A 20,349-nucleotide genomic window follows, 5' to 3' on the forward strand; every position below is an offset into this window, starting at 1 on the left:
CCGGGCAATTTTCTAAAGCTCACTTAACTCGAAATATTCGGTTTCAGAACTCACAACCCCTTGGTCAACACTGTGGGTGTCTGCGGCGTTAAGGAGGTGAATGGTGCGAAGCCGTCCCGTTACCTGAACGGGAAAACTGCTGGAGCGGAACATGAAAAACACGAGCGGGCAGTCCCTGCGTTGTCAGGTCGAAAAGTGGCTCGCACCGGCTCCCGCGACACCTGTTCATGTGACCAGATTCAGTAGCACTGGATGGAATGGGCGACGCTACGTGTGCGTTGAGACGTCGTCACCAGCCGGAGCGCGCGCATTGTTCTTCTTCAGGCACGATGACGGCAGTTGGTGCGTATTTCCGCCGACTGCCAACAGACAGAAGTTGGCCGCAAAGCAACCTCTTATGCAGGCGACCATCGCGACGCCATAAACAATTTCAAGTCGCTGCCCTTTGTGGCCTGAGCCCACCTTTGCCAGCAGGCAAGCAGGTACGAACCCTCGTTGACTTTGCGCCGCCCCTCCCGTAATGTGAAATTCGCCGCCGTGAAGAACGTCGCTCTGGCGCCCGTCTGTCGAGCTGGCAGCATCCCGGCATCCCGACCTTCGAACTTTCTCTATTTCTCCAGTCGCTCTGTCAGCCATGGAAAGCAATCGCGCGCCCAGTCAAACGGATGAGCTCGCCCGCAGGCCGGTCCGCGCCGCAGATTATGCGGCCGAGAACCGGGCGCTTGTGGCACTCGCTCGAGCTCAGGCCGGCCCGCGCTCCGAATTCCTCCAGGCCATCGCGGATACGGCTCTGACACTTTGCCATGCTGGCAGCGCTGGCATCAGTCTTGTCGAAGGACCTGACGACAATCGGGTCTTCAGGTGGCTCGCAGTTGCCGGGCTCTGCGCTGGCCTGCGCGGCCATACGACCGCATGGGACGAGTGCCCGTGCGCGGTAACCCTGGAAGCGGAGACACCGCAACTATTCGTCAACCCTCAGGCTCGGTTCCCTTGTCTTGCGTTTCCGGGAGTCGACCTTCCGGAAGGAATAGTCGTTCCAATCACGGCTGAGAATGCAGAGCTAGGAGCGATATGGGTGATGTCACACACAGAGGATTGCAGATTTGACCTTGAAGACGTCAGACTGCTCTCAAACCTCGCCGTTTTCGCCGGCTCGGCGTTGACCATCGTCAATGCGCGCGACAGCGGTGAAGAGAGCGACCGGCGGCATAACGAATTCATCGCCATGCTGAGTCACGAGTTGCGAAATCCGATGACGCCAATCGATGGCGCCATAAGTGCAGCAAAACGACTTTGCGCCGAAGACGAAAGAGCCGTCGAAGTGCTGACTATCGCGCAACGCCAGATGAGGCATCTGCGCACGCTGGTCGATGACCTGCTCGACGCCGCCCGTTTGAAACATGGCAAGCTTGCTATCAAGCACAGCGACACGTCACTCAGCGACATTACGTTTGATGCCGTGACAGCCATCAGACATCACATCGTATCCCGCAGGCACACACTCAAAATCTCTGGGCTGGACGAGCCCGTCCCCGTGCGTGCTGACCATGTCCGCTTGAGCCAGGTGCTGGGCAACCTCCTTTCGAACGCGGCGAAATACACACCTGTCGGAGGCACCATCGAGCTCAACGTCCGCGTCGAGCCAAACAACTCGCGCGAAGAAGCACCCGGGCTGATTGTTATTGACGTCACTGACAACGGCATGGGCATCGATAGCGCGGTCCAGCCGCACGTCTTTGAGTTATTCGCGCAGTCTGCCCTTGGCCAGGCGCGTTCCGAAGGCGGCCTGGGAATCGGACTCGCGGTGGCAAAGCGGATGGTCGAGCTTCACCATGGAACAATCTCAATCCAGAGTGAAGGCTCGGGCAAAGGCACGGTTGTGACACTCCGTTTGCCGATAGCCCGGACGACAGCAGATACAGACGCATGCGCCCCCAGCGCGACCGCTGCAGCTCCCGAGCCGGCACGTCTCCTGCTCGTTGACGACAATCAGGATGCGCTCCAGGCGCTGAGCGTTTTGCTCGAGCTTGAAGGTCATGAAGTAACAACGTCGGACAACGGGCGCGATGCCATACGGCTGATGTCTGAAAAGCACCCTGAGGTTGCCATCATCGACGTGGGGATGCCGGAAATTGACGGCTTCGAAGTTGCGCGAACTGTTCGCCTGAATCGCAGATTCGACGACGTCATACTGGTAGCGCTCACGGGCTATGCATCCGAATCAGACAAGTCGAGGGCACTGGCGGCCGGCTTTGATTTCCATCTGACCAAGCCACTATCGCTCGACAAGCTGCAGTACATCCTGGCGAATCGTGCCGATGGCAAGTTACGGGGCATTGTCTAAGATTGGCGGGCCTTTGGTCACGAGTTCAGGGCTACGAAAAATCGGCTGAACTTGCGGGCGTCGGCCTGAACGGGCAGAAACGCCCTCACCACCTGCCAGTCGTATCCAGTTGTTTACCTGGGGCCTGGAATGCGCAAGGAGGCAGGCCGGAAGAGCCTTTGACTCGCGGCATTGACGCCCGAGCCGCGTGTGTATGTGGGGTGTGACGAATCGCCCCACAGCCGTGATATCGGAACGCTCACGCGTACGCTGCTGGTCCAGGCAGAATACGCTCAACAGCGAAACACTAGCGACCCGCGCTCTCGGGCCGATATGAAAGCAACGCTGGAACGTTCACGTCTTCATCTATTTCAGGCCAGATTATCTGCTCATGGTCCAGGGAGATGGCAAAGTGTTCGCGCTCGGCTGCCGTGGCGGCCTGCAACACGGGAAACCAGTCCAGTGGAAATTGAACGGCGGGACCGTCGGACATATCGAGAAACATGTGCACGCGGTCAAAATGCACGTTCACCGCAGCGCGGTTCATGGTCATCTCCTGAAGTGAATCAACTTAAAGATAGGCCGCGGCAGAGCGGCGTTCAAGAATGAATGCCGGAAAGAAGGCACGCGCCAGCGTTGGAATGAAACAGTCCGTTCGCTGGTTCGACCAGCAGCTAATTTCACGTCCCACTCCAGGGCTTTGTCGAATGATGGTTGCGCGGTATATAAGCGAACGAGTCGCCGTGTCGAAATGCTGGTGACGTTCGCCGTCTGTGGACCTCATGAGAATGATACGTTCTCAACAACGAACGCTGAGAACGGAGGGCACGTCAATTTCTTCGAAATACATGGGGTCAAGCAATAGTGTCACGCCGAAGATTGAAGCTCGGCGTCGACCCGTCGTTCCCCAGATTTCAACCTGTCCGTGCTGGCCAACGACCATGACTTCGCGGGCGCCACCTTCCAGATAGGCATTGACCCTCCGGCCGATATCTTGCGCCCTATCGCTATCAAGAAGGACCTCAACGCACAGGTCGGGCACGAATGGCACCGGCTCGTCGCGGTCGAAACTTTCCCATCTTTCGCACGGCATCCAGACCACATCGGGGACCCTGATGCCAAATGACAGGGTCGTAACGGTCACCGACATGGCCGCAAGATGTCCAATCTGCTCCGTGAGCTGACAGTAGATGTCCGTGAGCGCTATCTGGCGCCGCGCCGATGGGCGCGAATCCGTCACCACTTCACCGCGCTCGTCCAACTCATACCACTCCTGCCAGTCAGCTTCCACCGCTGTGGTCAGGTGACGCCATGTGGTAAGCAATCCGTTGCAGTCCAGGAGAGGAGATACGTCCATGAGCTTCTCGCGGGGAAGGTACTTAAGCGTATACCCTCCTGCCGCGATTTAACAATTATCTATGTGTGCAATGCAACATTCAAGCGGCTTTCACGGCCGAAGCTGGCATCACTCGGTTTTGTCCAGGCGGGATTGCGGCGAACCGACTCGCGTTCGTTTTCGGACAGGCGGCGAGCCCGGCTCGTCCTTTACCTGCTGGGTCGGCCACATCCCGATGAAGCCAAAATGTGACCTCTGCCAGTGGATTGCCCCCGTCCGGCTATGGGTGTTGCCGTGCTGTTGCTATTTTCATGAACGTGTGCGGTGAAATCGTCCATCTCCTTGCGAGGCAGCCCTTCACAGTCTAAGGTTCAAGTAGTTTCTCAAGTCTGTTGTGCACTGCAGCAGGGGGAAGAGATGAGAACCACGACGCGACATCCCGTACGATTGCTGTCCGATATCAAGCGTGCCCATGAATGCAGGACGCTCCGCGCGGTCGTCACCCGCAACACGATGCGCCTGGCAACGGAGGAAGCCGCTGCTGAGTCGGCCTCGCCGAAAGACATCCGTCGCGACGAGACGCGCCGCTCGTCGGCGGAAATCTACCTCCTGCCCGGTTCCGAAACAGGCTCCCGGCTGCACTAGAAGTGTGCGTGCGAGGGCGTTGGCTGAGGCCAGTTCACATCGGCGCGCCAGGCAACAGGAACCATAACCGGCGTGTTAGCGCCAGGAAAGCTGATAGAGCGTAGGATTGGGACACGGTCATGCGGACTAGCGCGGTGCCGGCCCATGCCGGTCCTGCATCGTGTGCCCGCATTCTGGTGAAAGACATCATGAAATTCGTTGCAGCGACAACCGGCATATTCAACGAGCCAGGCAAATGAAGGAGAAACATCGCTTTGGGGCCGGTCGACTCAGGGTGTGCTCCGCCGTCCGGCCACAGGAGGTCCAACATGAAACTAGACGCCGCCATGTTTGTGCGACTGCGCCGTCTCGCTCCGGTTCTCGATGACGTACTCAACGCAGGAGAGGTCGAGCACGCAGACCAGGCCGTGGACCTCGCTTCACTTGCTGAGTTGTGCTCACAGTTGTTCGACGCGTACCACTGCGAAAACCCGGGCGAGATTGCGCGAGCGCGACTCGACGCCCTCGAGTCGCAGTAACATACTTCGTCCGGACACCCCCCACGGCTTACCCAACAACGGGAACGCAATCCTGAATCATCCAGCGTGCTGGTAGCGCTTCCTTTCGTGTACGGCGATACTTTATACGAGATAAGGTGATGCACCTCACATTTGAGACCGCCTCCCGAATTGACCCGTACTGCGCAATCGGCTACAACTTCGGTGTCGGAGTCTTGGATAGCGGTTTCAGCACTGTGGTTGAGCGCCGGGCAGTAACTTCCGCTGTTGCAATATGTACAAGATTCAGGCGTACGGAATTCGGTGCGCTCTTTACACTTTGTTGGATTGAATGATGGAAACAGGTACAGTAAAGTGGTTCAACGACGCGAAAGGCTTCGGCTTTATCACGCCGGACGATGGCGGTGCGGACTTGTTCGCCCACTTCTCGGAAATCAGGGCAGCGGGCTTCAAGTCATTGCAGGAAAACCAGAAGGTCAGCTTCGACGTGAAGATGGGCCCGAAAGGTAAGCAGGCCGCAAACATCACGCCGGTTTAAGAGAAAATCCGCGTCACTGCAGCATACGATGCCCGGTTCGCCGGGCATCGTCCATTTTCGATGACGCTCAGCCCGGACAGCATCGCTACCGTCCGCGCCGACTCATCCGACGCCAGGCACACGACCGCGCGTGTCATTTCTTCTGGTCGCCCGAAGCGACCCGCTGGCACCTAACCTCCGCGCAATCCACCGAACTGCCCCCCGAACGCCCCTCGTTTCGCTCAATCAGATTTTCGTTTCCACTCCTAAACTTGTTTCCATGGAACGACAAGTCATAGAGCCCATCTACGCCGCCTTCCCCCGCGTTGTTTTGAACCGTATCGTTGGTTGCAATTGAAGCAGCAGGAAGTTGAAGCAACAGGAGGAGGGGTCATTCCCGGCGTCCGTACTGCTGTAACGCCGAGGACCCTCGCGCGCTGCACTCCTGGCTGCAGCTACCAGCGCATTTTGACCTGCCTGGCGCAAGGCCTGGCAAGCTGCCAGGCCAACCCTGCCCATACCTCACGCAGTTTCTAGTCTTCGTAGTTAAGTGTCGCGGGATTGGTGTTCCTGAAGATTAAGTAAAACGGTTGCTGAAGTGCGCCACCAGAGGAGTTGGCCGGCACGATGACGTCACATAGCTTGGTCGTGGGGCTGCAACGCCGCACCTGACCGGCTGTCGTGGCATCGCCGCCAGTGATGGGGATGAACAGATTGCCCCCCGGCCCGAAAATGATTGCCTGTGCGAAGGCCCTGGCGGCACCCGGCGCCGATAAAATGAGCTCGTCGAGAAGGACGCCGGTCCGGCCATCAAGTTTGAGGATTTTATCGCTATCGCTGGAAGCTGCGCGGAAGCTCGTAACCCACAGGTTGCCTGCGCTGTCGAAGACCAGGCCCTCAGGGCGGTGCAAGTCCGGGACACTGGTGTTAGATGCGAACATGTCAACAAATGCCTTGGTGCGGGCATCGAAGCGCAAGATGTATCCTATGAGCGGTTTGTAGAGCGGGTCCTTCGGGTCGAGGCAACCCACTGCCGAGACATACAGAAGACCGTCCGGCCCAAACACCACGCCGCGCGGATGGAACTCGTTGGTAAACGCACTTCGGTCCAGATTGCCTAGAAAGGCGCCCGCAGCGTCATATTCTTTGACGTTGCCTTGGTTGGCACACTTGCCAGCCTGGTCACCGATATCGGCCACGTAGAAGCCGTTGTCCCGCCCTCCGCGAACGATGCCGCGCGGCGCAAAGGGTGCGTTTCGGTCGCTCGAGGCGACAAGTTTGCCGACAAAAGTGCCAGTCGCACTGTCGAACTGCAGAACCTCGCCGCTTTTGCCGGTGCCCAGGTTCTGGTTGACAACCACAAGTTGCCCACCCGTAAAAATCATCCCCATGGGTCCCTTCAGCCCGGCAGTCTTCGGCGCAATGAAGGCGCCAAGATATGTCCCGCTCGAGGCATCGAAATGCTTGACTGAGCTGTCCCCGACGTCGCCAACGAACAGTTCCTGCGCCCTTGAGGATTGGCCGACCGACAAGGCACTTAACCCCAACGTTGCGGACAGCAGGATGGAGCGCAATACATTGCGATAAGTTGACCGATGTTTTGGCTGCAGGAAGCCGCGGCGCGAAGAGACAAGAGAAGTTGCAATCATTTTGGTGCCTCCATTCAATACGTTGTTAACTGCGTGTGACGACACAAACGTCGCGGTCAGTGCGGCGTCGGCTGCCTTAGGCGTCCTATCCGCCGTTTGCCGATGTCGACGAAACCGAATCATGGGTCGTTGCGGAGCCGGCCGCACCGGCACTCTCGCCACCCCCGCATCCCGCTAATGCAGATGTAACCAACATCGCGATTGTCAATGCCCGCAATGCTCTGTTGACGAGTGGGACCGAGTCGCGTGGCTATCGAAGAAAAGGCAGGTGGCCTAGCCTGCCTTTTCCCTAGCGGAAGCCGCGCAAGGCAATGGCTCACGCGAACGGAGCCGACGTGTTTGCAGTTGGTACGGTCTCAACTCACGGGCAACGCGCGAGGAAACGGTCGAGGTTCTGCTCGGCGTTCCTGCCGTCGCCGACGCGATACTGCGCTGCGCGCATTGCTGCAACCAATTCCTGCCGACTCCTGCTATCAGACGCATTTTCATGTTCACCCCTTGATTGCGACCAAGTATTCCTCCGCAGTGTTTCGGGGATACTTGCGGCGGCACATCTGCCAATCCGAAAAGCGAGTTGCGCCCTCCGTCCTCATTGAGACGGGGAGAAATCTATCGAGTCGGTTGGTTGGTCGAGAACGCGGAGCAATGTCTTTGATTCAAAGCGCGATTGCCGCAACCAGGACCAACGTTATAGGAGGGAGGACTGCGTCACTAAGCCATTGCTTGGCGGTTTAGTGCTGGCAGATAGGTGCTGAAGCGTCGCACTGAAGTCTGCCCGTGGTGACTTTATGAGTCTGCAACCGCATTAAGACTGAGTTGCAAGATTTGTTATAGTCCGGCGATGAGGGGATTACAAGACACCAACGTGACGACTCTTTGCAAGACGTTCAGGACTGTGTCCCCTGCCTTCTAAGGTGCCGGTGCGACCAGGCAAACGTATTCCAAGTTGGCTGCCTCTACAGTGCCCTCCTTCGAGCCCATGGCCATAATTTACCAGGCTCGCCGTTGACCCGACTTCCGGCGGATAACCACGTACGAGCTCCGCTAAGGGTCCTCCTCTCTAACGAAAGTTTCTCCTTTTTTGCACCGGCCCACATAACCCGGATTTCGCTACCCACCAACGACTGTTCAGGGCTTCCTCGCTGAGGCGAGCACACACGGCATCGGTACTCGAATCTCTCCGTCGCTTTGATACGCGGCCGCGTCTTCGGACACCGATTTTTGAATCAAAGCCAAGGCCTCCGGCGACTGAGCTTTCAAAATTGCGGCGATGCGCACGCCGCCGCGCATCAGCAGGTCGAAAGGCGTTTCCGGCATGCAGATACGCAACGTCTGGCTGATTTCCTGGACGTGGGGCTCGTCAAATCCCGCTGCGACCAATACGCGTTCACATTCGTGCAAGTCGCTGAACCGGAAGAACGGCGGCCCAGGGGGTAGTGGAACATCCAGTCGACCGTGCGCCTCGATTGCCTTGAGCACCATCGCGAATCCGACGGCTTTGTCCGGTGTCGCCCACACAGTGAAGCCAATCCTGCCGCCGGGGCGGAGCACCCGAAACGTCTCGGTGAGTGCATTCTCCGGATGGGCGAAGTGCAACATCCCGAAGCTGATGCCAACGGCGTCGAAACTCTCGTCGGGAAAAGGCAGGTCTTCCGCGCTGCCAATACGGAACGTGAGCCCGGGATACATGCGCCCGGCCTGTTTGACCATCGCCTCCGCGAAATCGACACCAACAGCATCGGCGCCGCGTTGCGCGGCCGCGGCAGCGAGATAGCCAGGGCCCGATGCGACGTCCAGGAAACGGCCCCCCGGGCGGACTTCCAGTGCATCGAGCAGGGCGCTATTGGATTGTGTGGTCAAGTTGCCGAAATACGCATGGTAGGGCTGCGCGACCTTCTCCCAACCTTGGTGCTCGAAAGCACTGAAATCGTCTTGTTCCATTTCAGCATCTCCACGCTTCGTCGTGCTCGCACAAAACGATGTCGGACCAGCATGTCGTGCTCGGTCATCTTCAGGGTGAAAGTCAGACCTCCCGTCGAGGGGCCGCGACGGGTCCGCACATCACACTCTGTTATAGGTCTCCAGCGTTGCAGTTCAACGAACATTCAATGCGGCTCTAGACGCTGTGCAGCGGTGACCAGCTCTGCCACATTTGCGCTGCGGCGAACGGATATCGATGTTTTGCACGCCTGGCAACACAGGCTATTTGCAAGTGTTGGCTTCGCGTCTGCAACCATGATTCATGGTGTTAGCCGGGGCCCAACACTGCGGCATCCTTTCCACCCTCCGCTTACCGGGTCCCGCCGGTGCAGCGCAATGAAGCCTTTGTGTCACAAGCGAGACGAGCGAGCGGTGATTGCCGGGCATACTCATTGCGTCGTTGTGACAGCCCGTCACTCGAGTGGCGCTCAGACTACATCTCACTGGAGACAAACGTGCTGGCAACGAAATCGTGCACTGCAACCTGCGTCATTGACGGCATAGCCGTCACGCTCACATTCTTCCCTGACACTGGTGTCTTGCGAATTACCGACACCACTGGTGTCCGCTTAAGGGAGATAAGGTGGGCCGCTTCATGGCATAGCCTTGTCACGACATTCCGCGAACTCAGCGAAACACCGGTAGAGGACCGTGCCGACCCTGAGACGCTCTTCGGTCGTCAGAACCGCGGCTTCGGGCGCATTGAAGAATCGATGGCCACGTTTAGCTGAGGTTGCGGAAATTCGAGCCATCGTCTCACGTCGTAATGCAGTTGGTTGTCTAAGTCGCGGTGACGTCGCGACGTTTGTTGTAAGCGTGGGTTCCATCCGTTGACTCGGGCGTTTGCGTCAGAGTGCTTGTAGACCATGGCCTGACGATAAGGAATTCCCGCGAGTCCTTACCATCCAGCCATTTGGGGCGTGTGCCCCATCCGGTCCAGGTTTGCCCGGTTTCTGGGTTCCTGTATCGCGGTGGGACGGGAGGCCGTCCACGCTTCCGGCCAACCAACTCACTCGGCGCGATACCATATTCGCGCATCAATGTGCGAATTTCCTGGATGGCGGCATCGCGTTCGATACGCCGTGCGCTTTCAATGCGCTTCTCAAGCTCAGCCAGGTCGGCCGAGAGCTCCCGATAGGTCTTCTTGCTCATAGCTCTCACTGCAAGTTCTTCGTGAGTTGTCTCCGGAGGGTGACCGCTAGCTGTTGCAGAATGTCAGGCAGCAAAACCTGTGCGTCCAGTGGTCCCACAACGGAGTATCCCGAGCCGGCGTCGCTGTCGAGAACGATGACGGCAGCGCAGCGCGCGCCCATCAGTTGCCGAACGTGATTGCACGCGGCATCAAATTGTCCGGCAGCTTCGCCGCCCTGCATGACCTTCGACTCAATGTTGTCGGCCATCGCGTCCTCATTAGGAAGTGAACACTCGGCGGACATTGTATGCCGACGGGGCGCAGTCAACGCTACACGAGATTGCCTCTCTCTGCTCCGAGAACATTTTGCATGAGCTAATCCAATGCATATCAATGCGCTGTCTCTCGTTGCCAATCCATCGGGTTACCAGGCATCCGAGACGCTTGCGTCGAGCGGGCCGTCCCAATGAAAGAGTCCCGTAAGAACTGGGGCTAACGTGTCCGACGAAGTTCACTTCAAGTGAAGAGGTTAAAGACACGAGTCGCGATGTCATTTAGACGCAGCATATCCCTAAAATCCAGATGGGCGGGGCCGCGGTCGGATGCAACCAGAATCTGCACGGCGGACTCCTTCATGCTCTGCCTTCGACATGCTCGTGCCGACACGGAAGACAACTGGTTCGCGCGTCATGGCTACGAATGAACGCTGGTCGAGGGGAGATTGCATCGGCGAGCGCCACTCTGGGGTTGGCAACAATCGTCCCCAATATCGGAGGACTTTCCGATGAACGCTACGAAGCAGTGGAGCACCAAACTCACTGGCGACCTGGACTCCCCTGCCATCTATGTTCGCGTGAAAGACCGCAGATGAATCGTCGCGGGCGCCACGCCGACCGAGGTGCGAGCACCAGGACGCATCTGGACTCACAGGGTACCAACTCGTGAGCCAAAGATTCCCACGAAGAGCGGACTAGGCGACATGGGTCTGCCCTGTTGCAAAGCCAGTAACCGTCGAGATTGAGAACGGCGGCGAGACGCGTACAGGCGTTCAGCGGCGGAACAGTGATTCCGCGTCGCCAATATTGCACGTCGTCTTCACTCACACCTAGACGCACGCGCCGCCAACGACTTTGCGCTTCGAGTTAGACAGCACTCCATAACGGCTTCGGCCGGCTGACTGCAACCCTTTTTTGCGGCGTTGCACACACCCAGGTAAATGTTCATGTATTACCTCCAGGCAAGGCTCCAAGGGTTGGCCGGGTTTTCCCTGGCTCACCGTTGTGCGCCAATACCAACGGGGCATTCAGCGTCTCCGGTACACGCCGCGCGTCACCGCAACGCAGCAAACGATTGACATTCGCACACCCAGTCCTAGAATGAGTCATGTTGCATCGCACCAACTTTCCTACTCCGTGGCTCGTCGTTTGTAATGCCGTTCGGCGGTGTTCCGAAGACTTGCCACGTCCACCCTTATGGAGTTAGTGATGAGCAGTCTCGCCCCTGAACAACTTTTCGCGGCGCAGAAGGTCGTTTTCGAAACAATATCCGGACTCCTGAGCAAGTTTTTCGGTGGCATTGAAAAGCTGGTTGAGCTGAACCTGCAAGCGGTCAAATCGACGCTCACCGAAAATCAGGAAATCACGGCCAAGGCGCTTTCGGTTAAAGACCCACAGGACTTGTTCGCTCTGCAGGCCAGCTATACGCAGTCCGTGACAGATAAAGCGCAGTCGTACGGCCGTAACGTGTACGAAATCATCTCCAGCACGCAAGGTGAATTCGCGGCGGCGGCTGAAGCGCAGTTCCAGCAGTACTATCGCGAGACGCAAGAGTTCGTCGACAAGTTCGCGAAGTACGCACCGGCCGGAAGCGAAACCGCCGTGGCAGCATGGAAGACATTCATCACGACGGCCAGCGAAACGGCCAGCACGACGTATGAAGCTGCCAAAAACGCTACGAAGCAAGCGGTTGAGATTGCCGAAAGCAATGTTAGCGCTGCGTCGTCGGCCTCGGCCAAGCGGACTCGACAGGCCGTTGTACCAGTCGCCGCCGCTGAGGAGTAACAGCGTTTTTGACGTCGGCCACCGTCGTCTAATTCTTCAAGCGAGCCCCTGCTCGCTTTTTTTTGCGCGCGGCCTTCTGGAGCACGGCGGCGTCCAGCGCGCCTCGGACGGCGTCATGGAGCAGTGGCCTGAGCTAAAAATTTGCAGGCATGGTTGCGCGGGTAGCGACCGTTGCTTCGTTGCGTTGCTTCCACTGTCAATCATGCGATTTGACCAGACTCCTTGTGGCCGAAACTTCGTCATGCCAAGTCCAATGGGGCACGACCGAACCAACGGGAGCGAGGTTGAAGGAGAAGCGGATGACCTCCGCAGAAAAGTCTTTGCATTTGCTGGTTGAAAAATGGCTGACGCCAACTTCCGCGACGCCAGTTCGGGTAACCCGATTCGGTCGCACAGCCTCTAATGGGAGACGTTATGTATGCGTTGAGGCACTGCGACCCGAAGGCCCGGTTGCACTCTTTTTCTTCCGGCACGATGACGGTACCTGGCGCGTGTTCCCGCCTGAGAGCAGGAGCTAACAATACGTGCTTACACAAGTGCCGTGTGATTGCGTTAGACGTCGCCGCTCGCTCCGCCCGGACCGAGCGGCCGCGCCCAGCCACAGCGGTGCTAATACTACCGGGTGTTTATCATGTATGCGTTCTCTCGGCGCTGGAGGTGCACGCGGCCGGAATCGCGCCTTGGGTAGCGCTATTTTGTCGCAAGGAGCCATATGCTCACAGTAAGGAAGCCAACTGATGAAGCACTTGCGCTGGAACGAGTGGTGAATGCGGCTCACGCAGTGCAAGCTGCGCTGACCGCTCTTAAACCGCGCTTTGCTTCGGATGGAGACGGACAGCCGTCGACGCTGGAGCTGGTGGCGTTCGAAGTCTCGATGCAAGAACTGAAAGACGCGCGCGAAGCGTTTGACATCCTCATGTCCCGCACGTCAGGCGAAAATTCGACAGCGACGCATCTGTAGCATGCAGCTCGTCACCGGTTCACCCGTTGATTGTGACGTCCCGCAGCAGGCAGCGTCGTAGCTCAACTTGGCCGGTGGGTGCAGCCGACGCCGCGACGAATGTTCGGCCGGGCAATCGAACCCCGATGAAATGCAAGCAATGGGAGATGTTTCATGCGTATCAACGGTGCGACAGGCACGATGATTCTGATGACTGAGCGAGACGACACGACCGGCCAAGACGTGCGCGTCTTGCGCTTGGAAGCAGCGGCAGACGGCAAGGCCGTCCTGCTCATCGACGTCGACCAACGGAAGCCTGGCATTCATCGCGAAATACGCTACGAGATTACTGCCGCAGAGTTGATTGCAGCGATTCGTGCGCATGGTGCTGAGTTGCCCGGGGAGCAGCCCAATCCGTGAAGTACGCTATAACTCGGGGCCGATGGACCAGCACCGGTGTTCCACCGCCCACTACGTCCAACCTGGCCGCAACCCGGAATGGCGCGCTGGCGAGCCAACGGCTTACGAGCGTGTCGCGTTCCCAGGTGCGATTTCCCGAACCGCTAGTGACATTCCGTACAATGGGCATTCAATTGCGCCGGCAAACCCTGTGGGACCGTTATTGGCAGTTAAACGTTGAACTCAGACACGCATCATCAAACCCTTGGCGTTGCGAGCACCGCGACGACCGGCACGCCTCTGTGCGGCACCATTATCAACCTCCCCATCATCAGCTTCACCATCACGAGCGCTCGCACGGGTAAGCATCGCGCGCGAACAACGCAGGCTCCGGTAGAGAACGGTTTGTCCTGCTATGGGAAAACCGTTTGTCGGCTTTACCGTCTAGGTCTATACGCGCACCGCCAGGTCTAGCTCTCACTCTTGGCCACTAACTAAGGCTAACCATTCACTTTTTCGCAGCGATGCGGGTAGCCGCGCGTCCCATCGAGGAGTGACCGCGGAGGCGCAGATGACAGAATCGTAATCTGCCGATCAGCACACGGTCAGTTTAAAAGGTCAATATAAGGACATTGCCTTGTGGACTGGGGGTGCCGACCTATGCCGGTCCTGCATTGCTACCCCTTCCGGGTAGAGACATCATGAAACTCGTTGCATGCAAACGACATTTTTAACGAGCCAGGCATACGGATGGTGAGCATCGCCTTGGTGCTGGCCGACTCGGTGAACTGCACAGTCTGGCCACAGGAGGTTCAACATGAAACTAGACGCCAGCACGTTTGTGCGACTGCGCCGTCTCGCTCCGGTTCTCGATGACGTACTCAACGCGCGCGAAGTCGAGCATGCAGACCAGTCCCTAGACCTTGCTTCACTTGCTCAGCTATGCTCACAGTTGTTCAACGCGTACCACTGCGAACACCCGGACGAGATTGCGCAAGCGCGACTCGACGCTCTCGAGTCGCAGCAACACACTTCATCTGACCTAGCCCGAGCGGCATGAGTCTGACTGCTGCATCGGGAGGCACCTGTTGGTGCCATACGAGCAGTACACGCGGCAGTCCCCGCGTTTCCGCCGGATAACCGACTTGCAGTGCTCGCATTCGTAAAACCACGCACAGGCGTTGACAGACATCGTCTCGTCTTTCCTGTGTCCGCACGCTGGACACAGGATGGTGGAATTCAACACGACCGCAGCCACAACTGCTCCTGCTCAACACGGGACAGCTACCTTCACTGGACATGGTTCAGCGTAGTACGCGGCGCCCGCCACCAACTCATGTGGGAGCAGTCAACCAACAACGCAACTGCGGGCTACCTGAAACCACAACGTCGAACGCTAGCGACCCGCGTTCTCGGGCCGATATGAAAGCAACGCGGGAACGTTCACGTCTTCATCTATTTCAGGCCAGAATATCTGCTCATGGTCGAGGGAAATGGCAAAGTGTTCGCGTTCGGCTGCCGTCGCTGCTTGCAGCACCGGAAACCAGTCCAGTGGAAATTGAATAGCCGGACCGTCGGACATGTCGAGAAACAGGTGCATGCTGTCGAAATGCACGTCCACCGCAGCGCGGTTCATGGTTATCTCCTGAAAGCGGAATCATCACAAAGATAGGTCGCGGCCGAGCGGCATTCAAGAACGAATGTGATTCGAGAATCCACAGGAAAGCTCTGGGCAGAGTTGGCCATTGGTCCGTACACATGGGAGTCAAGACTTATCCACTTGCGTTGCGGGAAGCACGAGTTATCCACAAAATCTGTTCGCAAATCTGTGCATAATTCGCCCGAAGTTGTTAATCGGACAGACCAGCGTCAATGCCGGACTCCCGGCTCAAGCCGGCGCCCGCGTAACTGCTAAGCAGCGGACGTTGCGGCATCGACTGGAAAATCCAGCCCTTCGAATTCATAGACGAACATTTCGTAGCCTGCTTGCACGCCGAGCTCGTCCGACCTTTATCAGATGATTCTATGTGCAGACACATGGACGCAACACCGACTCCCTGAGGGGATGCTGCGATGAGAGCCGCAGAGGCTTGGGCCGACGCCAACGGGGAATGGCGTAAGAGAACAGACGAAGAACCGGCGTCGTCGCTTGACCCTCTACCGCGGAGGCGGCGGGTCGCTTTTTCGCAGACTAAGGAACGGGTGCGGACGCAATTGCGATGCACGAGATGTCATCGGGCAAACGCTCAGGCATTGATTTTCCGGTTCCGTGGAAAAGAGCCCCCGCTCGACACGCTTTGCCCCGTCCATCAACCGAGCGGTCTGTGAGCCCGAAGCCGGAAGCTTGTGTAGAAGCGCTCGCGCCTTATCGTATTGGACAGGAATGAAAGCAGCGCGGCAACGTTCAGGTCCTCATCGATTTCAGGCCAGAACAGCTGCTGTCGGTCCAGCGAAATGGCAAAATGCTCGCGCTCCGTTGCCGTCGCCACCTTCAGAACAGGAAACCAGTTCAGTGGGAATCGCACGGCCTGACCGTCGGACAGGTTGAGAAACAGATGTGTATTGTCGAAACGCACGTCAACAACGACGCCGTGCATGGTCACCTCCTGAACGGGAAGCATCTGAACGACAGACTGTCGCAGGTTGCGCTCAACAAAAAACGCTGACAAGTAAGTTGCCCCCAGCATCGGGATTGAAGTGGGGTGTCCTCTTCACCTGGGGGCAACCCATTGATGGCGATAGCAACGCCGCCCCCTCGAAACTCTCGCAATGACCCCACTTCTGCCGCCGCCGGCTCGGGAACACCGCTTGCGCGCCACTGCAGTACCTTTTTCGAAGGGGGTAAATCATGGGCTCAATCAACCCGCAAGGTGGCACCCAACTCGGAGCCGGCATCGTCGGCGGTGGTATGGGCGAAGGGCCGGGGCCGGATGTCATGGCCGCAGCAACGCTCGATGGGAACAAGGTCATGTCTTCTGACGGCGAACACGTGGGGAAGATTTCAGACATCATGCTGGACGTCCGGAATGGACGCATCGCCTATGCCGTGCTTTCTGAGGGCGGTTTCCTCGGAATGGGTTCTAACCTGCACGCCATCCCGTGGAGTGCATTAACTCTCGACACGGACGAGAAGTGCTTCGTCGTCGACATTGCCGCACAGCGCCTCAAGGACGACCCGGGTTTCGACAAGGACCACTGGCCGACGATGGCGGATGCGAAGTGGGGAGAGTCAACGTACAGCTACTATAACCGGCAGCCGTACTGGTCTGCGACCCATGAAGTGGTGGAAAACGACCCTGCCATCAGGCCGAGCGAGCGCTGAACACCAACGGGTAACCCGTGCCAGCAGGACGGCTAGTCTTTCACTCTAGAGCGTACGCCACCGCGACCCACCGCGGTGGCGTAAACGCGTGGCTCCAGCGACCAGGCGCGCGCAAATAGCTTGGTGAACTCGGCCATCTGGTGCATTACTTCGGTCGGAAATCGCAGGTTGCACTCATGGTTCTGCTCGTAGAGGTGAGTGTCCCGGTAACCATACAAAATTATCAATGAGCCGCAGCAAGTCCGTCTCGTCCGGGCGGGTACCTTCCATGACCGCCAGGGCGATCAGTTGCTGTTGAACGAAAGCGGCCCGCTCGCCGCCGCATGGTCGCGTGTCTGGGGCGAGCACACCTCACAGAGCAACAGTGGCGCCGCCAACCCCGAATTCAGCGGCACGATGGCCGGCGTGCAAGTGGGCCAGGATATCTACGCGGATCGCAGCGCAAGCGGCCATCGCAATCACTACGGCTTCTTCATCGGCTTTGCCCGCGCGCAAGGCGACGTGAACGGTTTCGCGCTCGGTTTCCCCGATCTGTCGGCCGGGCGGCTGTCGATCAATGCCTACAGCGCAGGCGCCTACTGGACGCACATCGGTCCGGGCGGCTGGTACACCGATGCGGTCGTGATGGGTAGCTCACTCACGCTCGATCCATCGTCGAATCAGGGCATCGGTGCGAGCACGCATGGGCATGCCGTGACGACCTCGCTGGAAGCCGGCTTGCCGATTCCACTGCGCGCCAATCTCAGTCTCGAACCGCAAGCACAACTGATCTGGCAGCACGCATCGATCAACGATCTCAACGACAGCATTTCGAACGTATCGTTTCACGCGGCAAACGGCCTCGTCGGTCGGCTCGGCCTACGCCTGCAAGGCAGCTTCGAAGGCGCGGGTGCGCAATGGCAACCCTATCTGCGCGCGAATCTGTGGCGCTATTTCAATGGCACCGATAGCGCGACCTTCGCCGGCACAACCGTGATTCCCACCGATGTCGCCGCCACGGCCGCCCAGTTCGGCATCGGCCTGGTCGCGCATTTGAGCGCGCGCGGCAGCGTATTCGCCACCGCGAGTTACGCCATGAACGTGAACGGCGAACACCGCAGCACGGTAGAGGGCAATCTGGGCGCGCGCTGGAGTTGGTAAGGGTTCAGAACTGATGCCGCATGCCGGCCATCAGACCGATCTGGCTACCCTTCTGCGCAAGGCCGATACCGTTGACGCCCTGCAACTGCGCTCCGATCAGGTCGCCCCGGTACAGCGAATAATCGCCTTCCAGATAGATATCGGTACGCAGGGACAGGTTGTAGTCGGCGACCAGTTGGTACTGCCATGCCGAACCGTTCTGCGCGGCGGTTTTGCCGTCCTGCAGCGTGCGCCAGACATTCGCTGCGAAGTGCCACTTGTTGCTGACCTGCTGCGTGATGCCGCCCATGATCATGCGGCGCCGCGAAAAGTCCGTGTATTTGAGCGCGGCCAACGCGGGCGCGGTGAACGGCCCGTTGGCGAAATTCGAAAAGCCGGCGTCATTCTGATTGACGATATAGCCGACGGAGAACCGGGTCAGGTTCCACGTGTACGACCCGCCGAAGGTCCACGCTTTAGCGGCGGCGCCGTTGACCGAATCTTTCGACTCCTGATACGCGCCGCCGAAGGTGAACGGCCCACCCGGTGCATAAGCCAGTGCCATGCCGATCTGGCTGCCGTACGAATTGCCCGCGTTGCCGCCGAATGCATAGCCGGCGGCAACATGGAAACCGTTATATTTCGCCTGATACTGCACCTGGTTGCTGGTCCAGATACCGCCTGTCATCGTCACTTCCGGCTGGAAGTTGAAATCGTACGGAATCCAGATATTGCTGCCGTAGCCGCCGATGGTAATGCCTTCGATCATCACGTTGTACTGACGGCCGAAGATCACCTGGCCAAGGGAATCCGAGCGCACACCCACTTGCGCCTCATTGAAGAACGGCAAGGTCGGATCGCTTTGGCCGGTATTCATGTAGAAACGGTTTTCGAGCTTGAAGAACGTAGACCAGCCGCCGCCCAGATCCTCGACGCCCCTTATCCCCCAGCGGCTTTCCGTCATGCCGCCGTTACCGAGTCCGATCGACGAATCGCCGGCCTGGTTTGCGTGGGTCAGGTAGTGCACACTTTCGTCGATCACGCCGTAGAGCGTCACGCTCGACTGAGCGTGCGCCATTTGACACGCCAGTGCCGCCGGCACGACTGCCATCGCCCACCTGCTTACGCGCTTCATTTCGTCTCCTCATACAGATTCCCGCTTTTCACGGATATTTCGACACCGCCACGTCTGCTGCAAAGTACCGGCACGCTGTTCATTTGAGGCCGCGCAAATCGACAGGCAGGATGCGAAGTCCGCGTCGGAACCTTGCACGACAGCCAATTCAGGCTGTTTGAATAAGCTGACGAAATGCGCGTGGGTGAACCTTAGCGCGAAATAGGGGCTGTCAGAAAATAGTCTGACGTAAGTGTTGTTATGTCATCGAAGTGCTTGCAGCCTGAAAGAAGCACGCGTAGGCGATGGGGTCATCGCATTGCGGGGCAGATGGCTTTGATATCGTATGACTTATGGCAGCGACCCAACAAAATCCATGAGCACCACCGCCCGGCCCACGCGCCGCACCCTGGATAGCTTCGCCATCCTGCTGATGATCGGCTTGTGCGCGATCTGGGGACTCCAGCAAGTCGCGATCAAGAGCACCAACGCGGCACTGCCACCGGTATTCCAGGCGGGTTTGCGCTCGGCAATCGCGACTGTGCTCGTATGGGGCTGGGCGCGCTCGCGCGGTACGCCGCTCTTTCGCGACGACGGCACATTGGGCGCCGGCTTGCTCGCGGGCGTGCTGTTCGCGGGCGAGTTCGTGTGCATTTTCCTTGGCCTGACGCTGACCAGCGCTTCGCGTATGGCGGTCTTTCTGTACACCGCACCGTGCTTTACGGCGCTCGGGCTGCACTGGTTCGTCGACGGCGAGCGGATCCGGCGCATTCAGTGGCTCGGCATCCTGGTGGCGTTTGCGGGTATGGCGCTGGCGTTCGCCGACGGCTTCCCGCATGGCCACGGGGCGCAGGGCTCGACGCTGAAGGGCGTCGCCGGCGACGCGCTCGGCATGCTGGGCGGGATCACATGGGCCGCGACGACCGTGGTGGTGCGCGCCACGCGTCTCGCTTACACGAGCGCGAGCAAGACGCTGTTCTATCAATTGGCGGTGTCGGCGGTAGTGCTGCTCGCGCTCGCGCTGGGGCTCGGGCAGGCACGTGTGGAAACCGTCACGCCGCTGGCGGTGATGAGCCTCGCCTACCAGGCGGTGATCGTGGCGTTCGTCAGCTATCTGCTGTGGTTCTGGCTGTTGACGCGTTACATCGCGTCGCGCCTGTCGGTGTTCTCGTTCCTGACGCCGTTGTTCGGCGTGACCTTCGGCGTGCTGTTGCTGGGCGAGTCGTTCAGCCTGCGCTTTCTGATGGCCGCGGCGCTGGTGCTGGCCGGCATCGCGCTGGTCAATCTGCCGGCGAAGCGGGTCGCCGCTTAAGACG

Annotated in this window: 24 protein-coding genes; 14 read left to right on the forward strand and 10 right to left on the reverse strand. The window is 58.7% G+C overall.

Going from position 1 to position 20,349, the window contains the following annotated elements:
• The first annotated feature begins 151 nt into the window (after positions 1-151).
• Together M0D67_RS07985 and M0D67_RS07990 are read left to right on the forward strand one after the other, a co-directional pair.
• Positions 152-424: a hypothetical protein gene (locus tag M0D67_RS07985; RefSeq protein ID WP_166618190.1), complete on the forward strand. Its 273-nt coding sequence runs from the start codon at positions 152-154 to the stop codon at positions 422-424.
• A 210-nt stretch (positions 425-634) separates the two neighbouring features.
• On the forward strand, positions 635-2,344 hold the full coding sequence (locus M0D67_RS07990; RefSeq protein ID WP_266238460.1) for an ATP-binding protein: 1,710 nt from the start codon (positions 635-637) through the stop codon (positions 2,342-2,344).
• Between the two features lie 286 nt (positions 2,345-2,630).
• On the opposite strand, the gene M0D67_RS07995 is transcribed toward M0D67_RS07990, so the two are convergent.
• Positions 2,631-2,870, reverse strand: a complete 240-nt coding sequence (locus tag M0D67_RS07995; RefSeq protein WP_154560558.1) for a DUF2442 domain-containing protein — start codon at positions 2,868-2,870, stop codon at positions 2,631-2,633.
• A gap of 252 nt (positions 2,871-3,122) precedes the next feature.
• On the reverse strand, positions 3,123-3,680 hold the full coding sequence (locus tag M0D67_RS08000) for a Uma2 family endonuclease (protein ID WP_154560557.1): 558 nt from the start codon (positions 3,678-3,680) through the stop codon (positions 3,123-3,125).
• Between the two features lie 396 nt (positions 3,681-4,076).
• On the opposite strand from M0D67_RS08000, the gene M0D67_RS08005 reads away from it, so the two are divergent.
• From M0D67_RS08005 to M0D67_RS08015, 3 genes are all read left to right on the forward strand, one after another.
• Positions 4,077-4,304, forward strand: coding sequence for a hypothetical protein (locus tag M0D67_RS08005; RefSeq protein WP_154560556.1), 228 nt, complete (start codon positions 4,077-4,079; stop codon positions 4,302-4,304).
• A 308-nt stretch (positions 4,305-4,612) separates the two neighbouring features.
• Positions 4,613-4,822, forward strand: coding sequence for a hypothetical protein (locus tag M0D67_RS08010; RefSeq protein ID WP_154560555.1), 210 nt, complete (start codon positions 4,613-4,615; stop codon positions 4,820-4,822).
• A gap of 313 nt (positions 4,823-5,135) precedes the next feature.
• Complete coding sequence (locus M0D67_RS08015) at positions 5,136-5,339, forward strand: cold-shock protein (RefSeq protein WP_154560554.1); 204 nt, start codon at positions 5,136-5,138, stop codon at positions 5,337-5,339.
• 512 nt (positions 5,340-5,851) lie between these two features.
• On the opposite strand, the gene M0D67_RS08020 is transcribed toward M0D67_RS08015, so the two are convergent.
• The gene (locus M0D67_RS08020) at positions 5,852-6,967 is read right to left on the reverse strand and encodes a hypothetical protein (protein ID WP_154560553.1); all 1,116 of its coding nucleotides are present in this window, start codon (positions 6,965-6,967) and stop codon (positions 5,852-5,854) included.
• Positions 6,968-8,095: 1,128 nt separating this feature from the next.
• Entirely contained in the window at positions 8,096-8,908 is an 813-nt protein-coding gene (locus M0D67_RS08025; protein ID WP_154560552.1) for a class I SAM-dependent methyltransferase, read from the reverse strand.
• A 494-nt stretch (positions 8,909-9,402) separates the two neighbouring features.
• On the opposite strand from M0D67_RS08025, the gene M0D67_RS08030 reads away from it, so the two are divergent.
• Positions 9,403-9,678, forward strand: a complete 276-nt coding sequence (locus tag M0D67_RS08030) for a hypothetical protein (protein WP_168435699.1) — start codon at positions 9,403-9,405, stop codon at positions 9,676-9,678.
• A 49-nt stretch (positions 9,679-9,727) separates the two neighbouring features.
• Here M0D67_RS08030 and M0D67_RS08035 read toward each other — a convergent pair whose 3' ends face one another.
• Positions 9,728-10,099, reverse strand: a complete 372-nt coding sequence (locus M0D67_RS08035) for an H-NS family nucleoid-associated regulatory protein (protein ID WP_154560551.1) — start codon at positions 10,097-10,099, stop codon at positions 9,728-9,730.
• A gap of 5 nt (positions 10,100-10,104) precedes the next feature.
• Positions 10,105-10,347, reverse strand: a complete 243-nt coding sequence (locus tag M0D67_RS08040) for a hypothetical protein (RefSeq protein WP_154560550.1) — start codon at positions 10,345-10,347, stop codon at positions 10,105-10,107.
• 1,216 nt (positions 10,348-11,563) lie between these two features.
• On the opposite strand from M0D67_RS08040, the gene M0D67_RS08045 reads away from it, so the two are divergent.
• The 5 genes from M0D67_RS08045 to M0D67_RS08065 all read left to right on the forward strand — a co-directional run bounded on the left by M0D67_RS08045 (position 11,564) and on the right by M0D67_RS08065 (position 14,538).
• Positions 11,564-12,139, forward strand: a complete 576-nt coding sequence (locus M0D67_RS08045; RefSeq protein ID WP_154560549.1) for a phasin family protein — start codon at positions 11,564-11,566, stop codon at positions 12,137-12,139.
• Between the two features lie 299 nt (positions 12,140-12,438).
• On the forward strand, positions 12,439-12,657 hold the full coding sequence (locus tag M0D67_RS08050; protein WP_166618189.1) for a hypothetical protein: 219 nt from the start codon (positions 12,439-12,441) through the stop codon (positions 12,655-12,657).
• Positions 12,658-12,851: 194 nt separating this feature from the next.
• Positions 12,852-13,100 carry a hypothetical protein gene (locus tag M0D67_RS08055; protein ID WP_154560548.1) on the forward strand — a complete coding sequence of 83 codons (249 nt, stop codon included), beginning with the start codon at positions 12,852-12,854 and terminating at the stop codon, positions 13,098-13,100.
• Positions 13,101-13,253: 153 nt separating this feature from the next.
• Positions 13,254-13,499 (forward strand): hypothetical protein, encoded by a 246-nt coding sequence (locus M0D67_RS08060; RefSeq protein WP_154560547.1) that lies wholly within the window; start codon positions 13,254-13,256, stop codon positions 13,497-13,499.
• A gap of 796 nt (positions 13,500-14,295) precedes the next feature.
• Positions 14,296-14,538, forward strand: coding sequence for a hypothetical protein (locus M0D67_RS08065; protein WP_266238470.1), 243 nt, complete (start codon positions 14,296-14,298; stop codon positions 14,536-14,538).
• On the opposite strand, the gene M0D67_RS08070 is transcribed toward M0D67_RS08065, so the two are convergent.
• From M0D67_RS08070 to M0D67_RS08080, 3 genes are all read right to left on the reverse strand, one after another.
• Positions 14,521-14,736, reverse strand: a complete 216-nt coding sequence (locus M0D67_RS08070) for a GDCCVxC domain-containing (seleno)protein (protein WP_168435698.1) — start codon at positions 14,734-14,736, stop codon at positions 14,521-14,523. The genes M0D67_RS08065 and M0D67_RS08070 overlap by 18 nt on opposite strands.
• Positions 14,737-14,874: 138 nt before the next feature.
• Positions 14,875-15,114, reverse strand: a complete 240-nt coding sequence (locus M0D67_RS08075; RefSeq protein WP_266238473.1) for a DUF2442 domain-containing protein — start codon at positions 15,112-15,114, stop codon at positions 14,875-14,877.
• Positions 15,115-15,787: 673 nt separating this feature from the next.
• A complete protein-coding gene (locus M0D67_RS08080; RefSeq protein ID WP_154560544.1) occupies positions 15,788-16,075 on the reverse strand; it encodes a DUF2442 domain-containing protein in 288 nt (95 codons plus the stop codon).
• A 251-nt stretch (positions 16,076-16,326) separates the two neighbouring features.
• Between M0D67_RS08080 and M0D67_RS08085 the strand changes: the two genes are divergently transcribed.
• The gene (locus M0D67_RS08085) at positions 16,327-16,800 is read left to right on the forward strand and encodes a PRC-barrel domain-containing protein (RefSeq protein WP_154560543.1); all 474 of its coding nucleotides are present in this window, start codon (positions 16,327-16,329) and stop codon (positions 16,798-16,800) included.
• A 222-nt stretch (positions 16,801-17,022) separates the two neighbouring features.
• Positions 17,023-17,940, forward strand: coding sequence for an autotransporter domain-containing protein (locus M0D67_RS08090; protein ID WP_266238627.1), 918 nt, complete (start codon positions 17,023-17,025; stop codon positions 17,938-17,940).
• 4 nt (positions 17,941-17,944) lie between these two features.
• On the opposite strand, the gene M0D67_RS08095 is transcribed toward M0D67_RS08090, so the two are convergent.
• On the reverse strand, positions 17,945-19,054 hold the full coding sequence (locus M0D67_RS08095) for a porin (protein ID WP_154560541.1): 1,110 nt from the start codon (positions 19,052-19,054) through the stop codon (positions 17,945-17,947).
• Positions 19,055-19,409: 355 nt separating this feature from the next.
• Here M0D67_RS08095 and M0D67_RS08100 point away from each other — a divergent pair, with 355 nt between their 5' ends.
• Complete coding sequence (locus M0D67_RS08100; protein WP_154560540.1) at positions 19,410-20,345, forward strand: DMT family transporter; 936 nt, start codon at positions 19,410-19,412, stop codon at positions 20,343-20,345.
• Positions 20,346-20,349 lie beyond the last annotated feature (4 nt).

The organism is Paraburkholderia sp. SECH4 (assembly GCF_030511745.1).
Lineage (GTDB): Bacteria > Pseudomonadota > Gammaproteobacteria > Burkholderiales > Burkholderiaceae > Paraburkholderia > Paraburkholderia madseniana.

Bases quoted from the DNA above. Each gene is read 5' to 3' on its own strand.
- M0D67_RS07985 (WP_166618190.1), top strand. From the start codon at position 152: ATGAAAAACACGAGCGGGCAGTCCCTGCGTTGTCAGGTCGAAAAGTGG.
- M0D67_RS07990 (WP_266238460.1), top strand. From the start codon at position 635: ATGGAAAGCAATCGCGCGCCCAGTCAAACGGATGAGCTCGCCCGCAGG.
- M0D67_RS07995 (WP_154560558.1), bottom strand. From the start codon at position 2,870: ATGAACCGCGCTGCGGTGAACGTGCATTTTGACCGCGTGCACATGTTT.
- M0D67_RS08000 (WP_154560557.1), bottom strand. From the start codon at position 3,680: ATGGACGTATCTCCTCTCCTGGACTGCAACGGATTGCTTACCACATGG.
- M0D67_RS08005 (WP_154560556.1), top strand. From the start codon at position 4,077: ATGAGAACCACGACGCGACATCCCGTACGATTGCTGTCCGATATCAAG.
- M0D67_RS08010 (WP_154560555.1), top strand. From the start codon at position 4,613: ATGAAACTAGACGCCGCCATGTTTGTGCGACTGCGCCGTCTCGCTCCG.
- M0D67_RS08015 (WP_154560554.1), top strand. From the start codon at position 5,136: ATGGAAACAGGTACAGTAAAGTGGTTCAACGACGCGAAAGGCTTCGGC.
- M0D67_RS08020 (WP_154560553.1), bottom strand. From the start codon at position 6,967: ATGATTGCAACTTCTCTTGTCTCTTCGCGCCGCGGCTTCCTGCAGCCA.
- M0D67_RS08025 (WP_154560552.1), bottom strand. From the start codon at position 8,908: ATGGAACAAGACGATTTCAGTGCTTTCGAGCACCAAGGTTGGGAGAAG.
- M0D67_RS08035 (WP_154560551.1), bottom strand. From the start codon at position 10,099: ATGAGCAAGAAGACCTATCGGGAGCTCTCGGCCGACCTGGCTGAGCTT.
- M0D67_RS08040 (WP_154560550.1), bottom strand. From the start codon at position 10,347: ATGGCCGACAACATTGAGTCGAAGGTCATGCAGGGCGGCGAAGCTGCC.
- M0D67_RS08045 (WP_154560549.1), top strand. From the start codon at position 11,564: ATGAGCAGTCTCGCCCCTGAACAACTTTTCGCGGCGCAGAAGGTCGTT.
- M0D67_RS08050 (WP_166618189.1), top strand. From the start codon at position 12,439: ATGACCTCCGCAGAAAAGTCTTTGCATTTGCTGGTTGAAAAATGGCTG.
- M0D67_RS08055 (WP_154560548.1), top strand. From the start codon at position 12,852: ATGCTCACAGTAAGGAAGCCAACTGATGAAGCACTTGCGCTGGAACGA.
- M0D67_RS08060 (WP_154560547.1), top strand. From the start codon at position 13,254: ATGCGTATCAACGGTGCGACAGGCACGATGATTCTGATGACTGAGCGA.
- M0D67_RS08065 (WP_266238470.1), top strand. From the start codon at position 14,296: ATGAAACTAGACGCCAGCACGTTTGTGCGACTGCGCCGTCTCGCTCCG.
- M0D67_RS08075 (WP_266238473.1), bottom strand. From the start codon at position 15,114: ATGAACCGCGCTGCGGTGGACGTGCATTTCGACAGCATGCACCTGTTT.
- M0D67_RS08080 (WP_154560544.1), bottom strand. From the start codon at position 16,075: ATGCACGGCGTCGTTGTTGACGTGCGTTTCGACAATACACATCTGTTT.
- M0D67_RS08085 (WP_154560543.1), top strand. From the start codon at position 16,327: ATGGGCTCAATCAACCCGCAAGGTGGCACCCAACTCGGAGCCGGCATC.
- M0D67_RS08095 (WP_154560541.1), bottom strand. From the start codon at position 19,054: ATGAAGCGCGTAAGCAGGTGGGCGATGGCAGTCGTGCCGGCGGCACTG.
- M0D67_RS08100 (WP_154560540.1), top strand. From the start codon at position 19,410: ATGAGCACCACCGCCCGGCCCACGCGCCGCACCCTGGATAGCTTCGCC.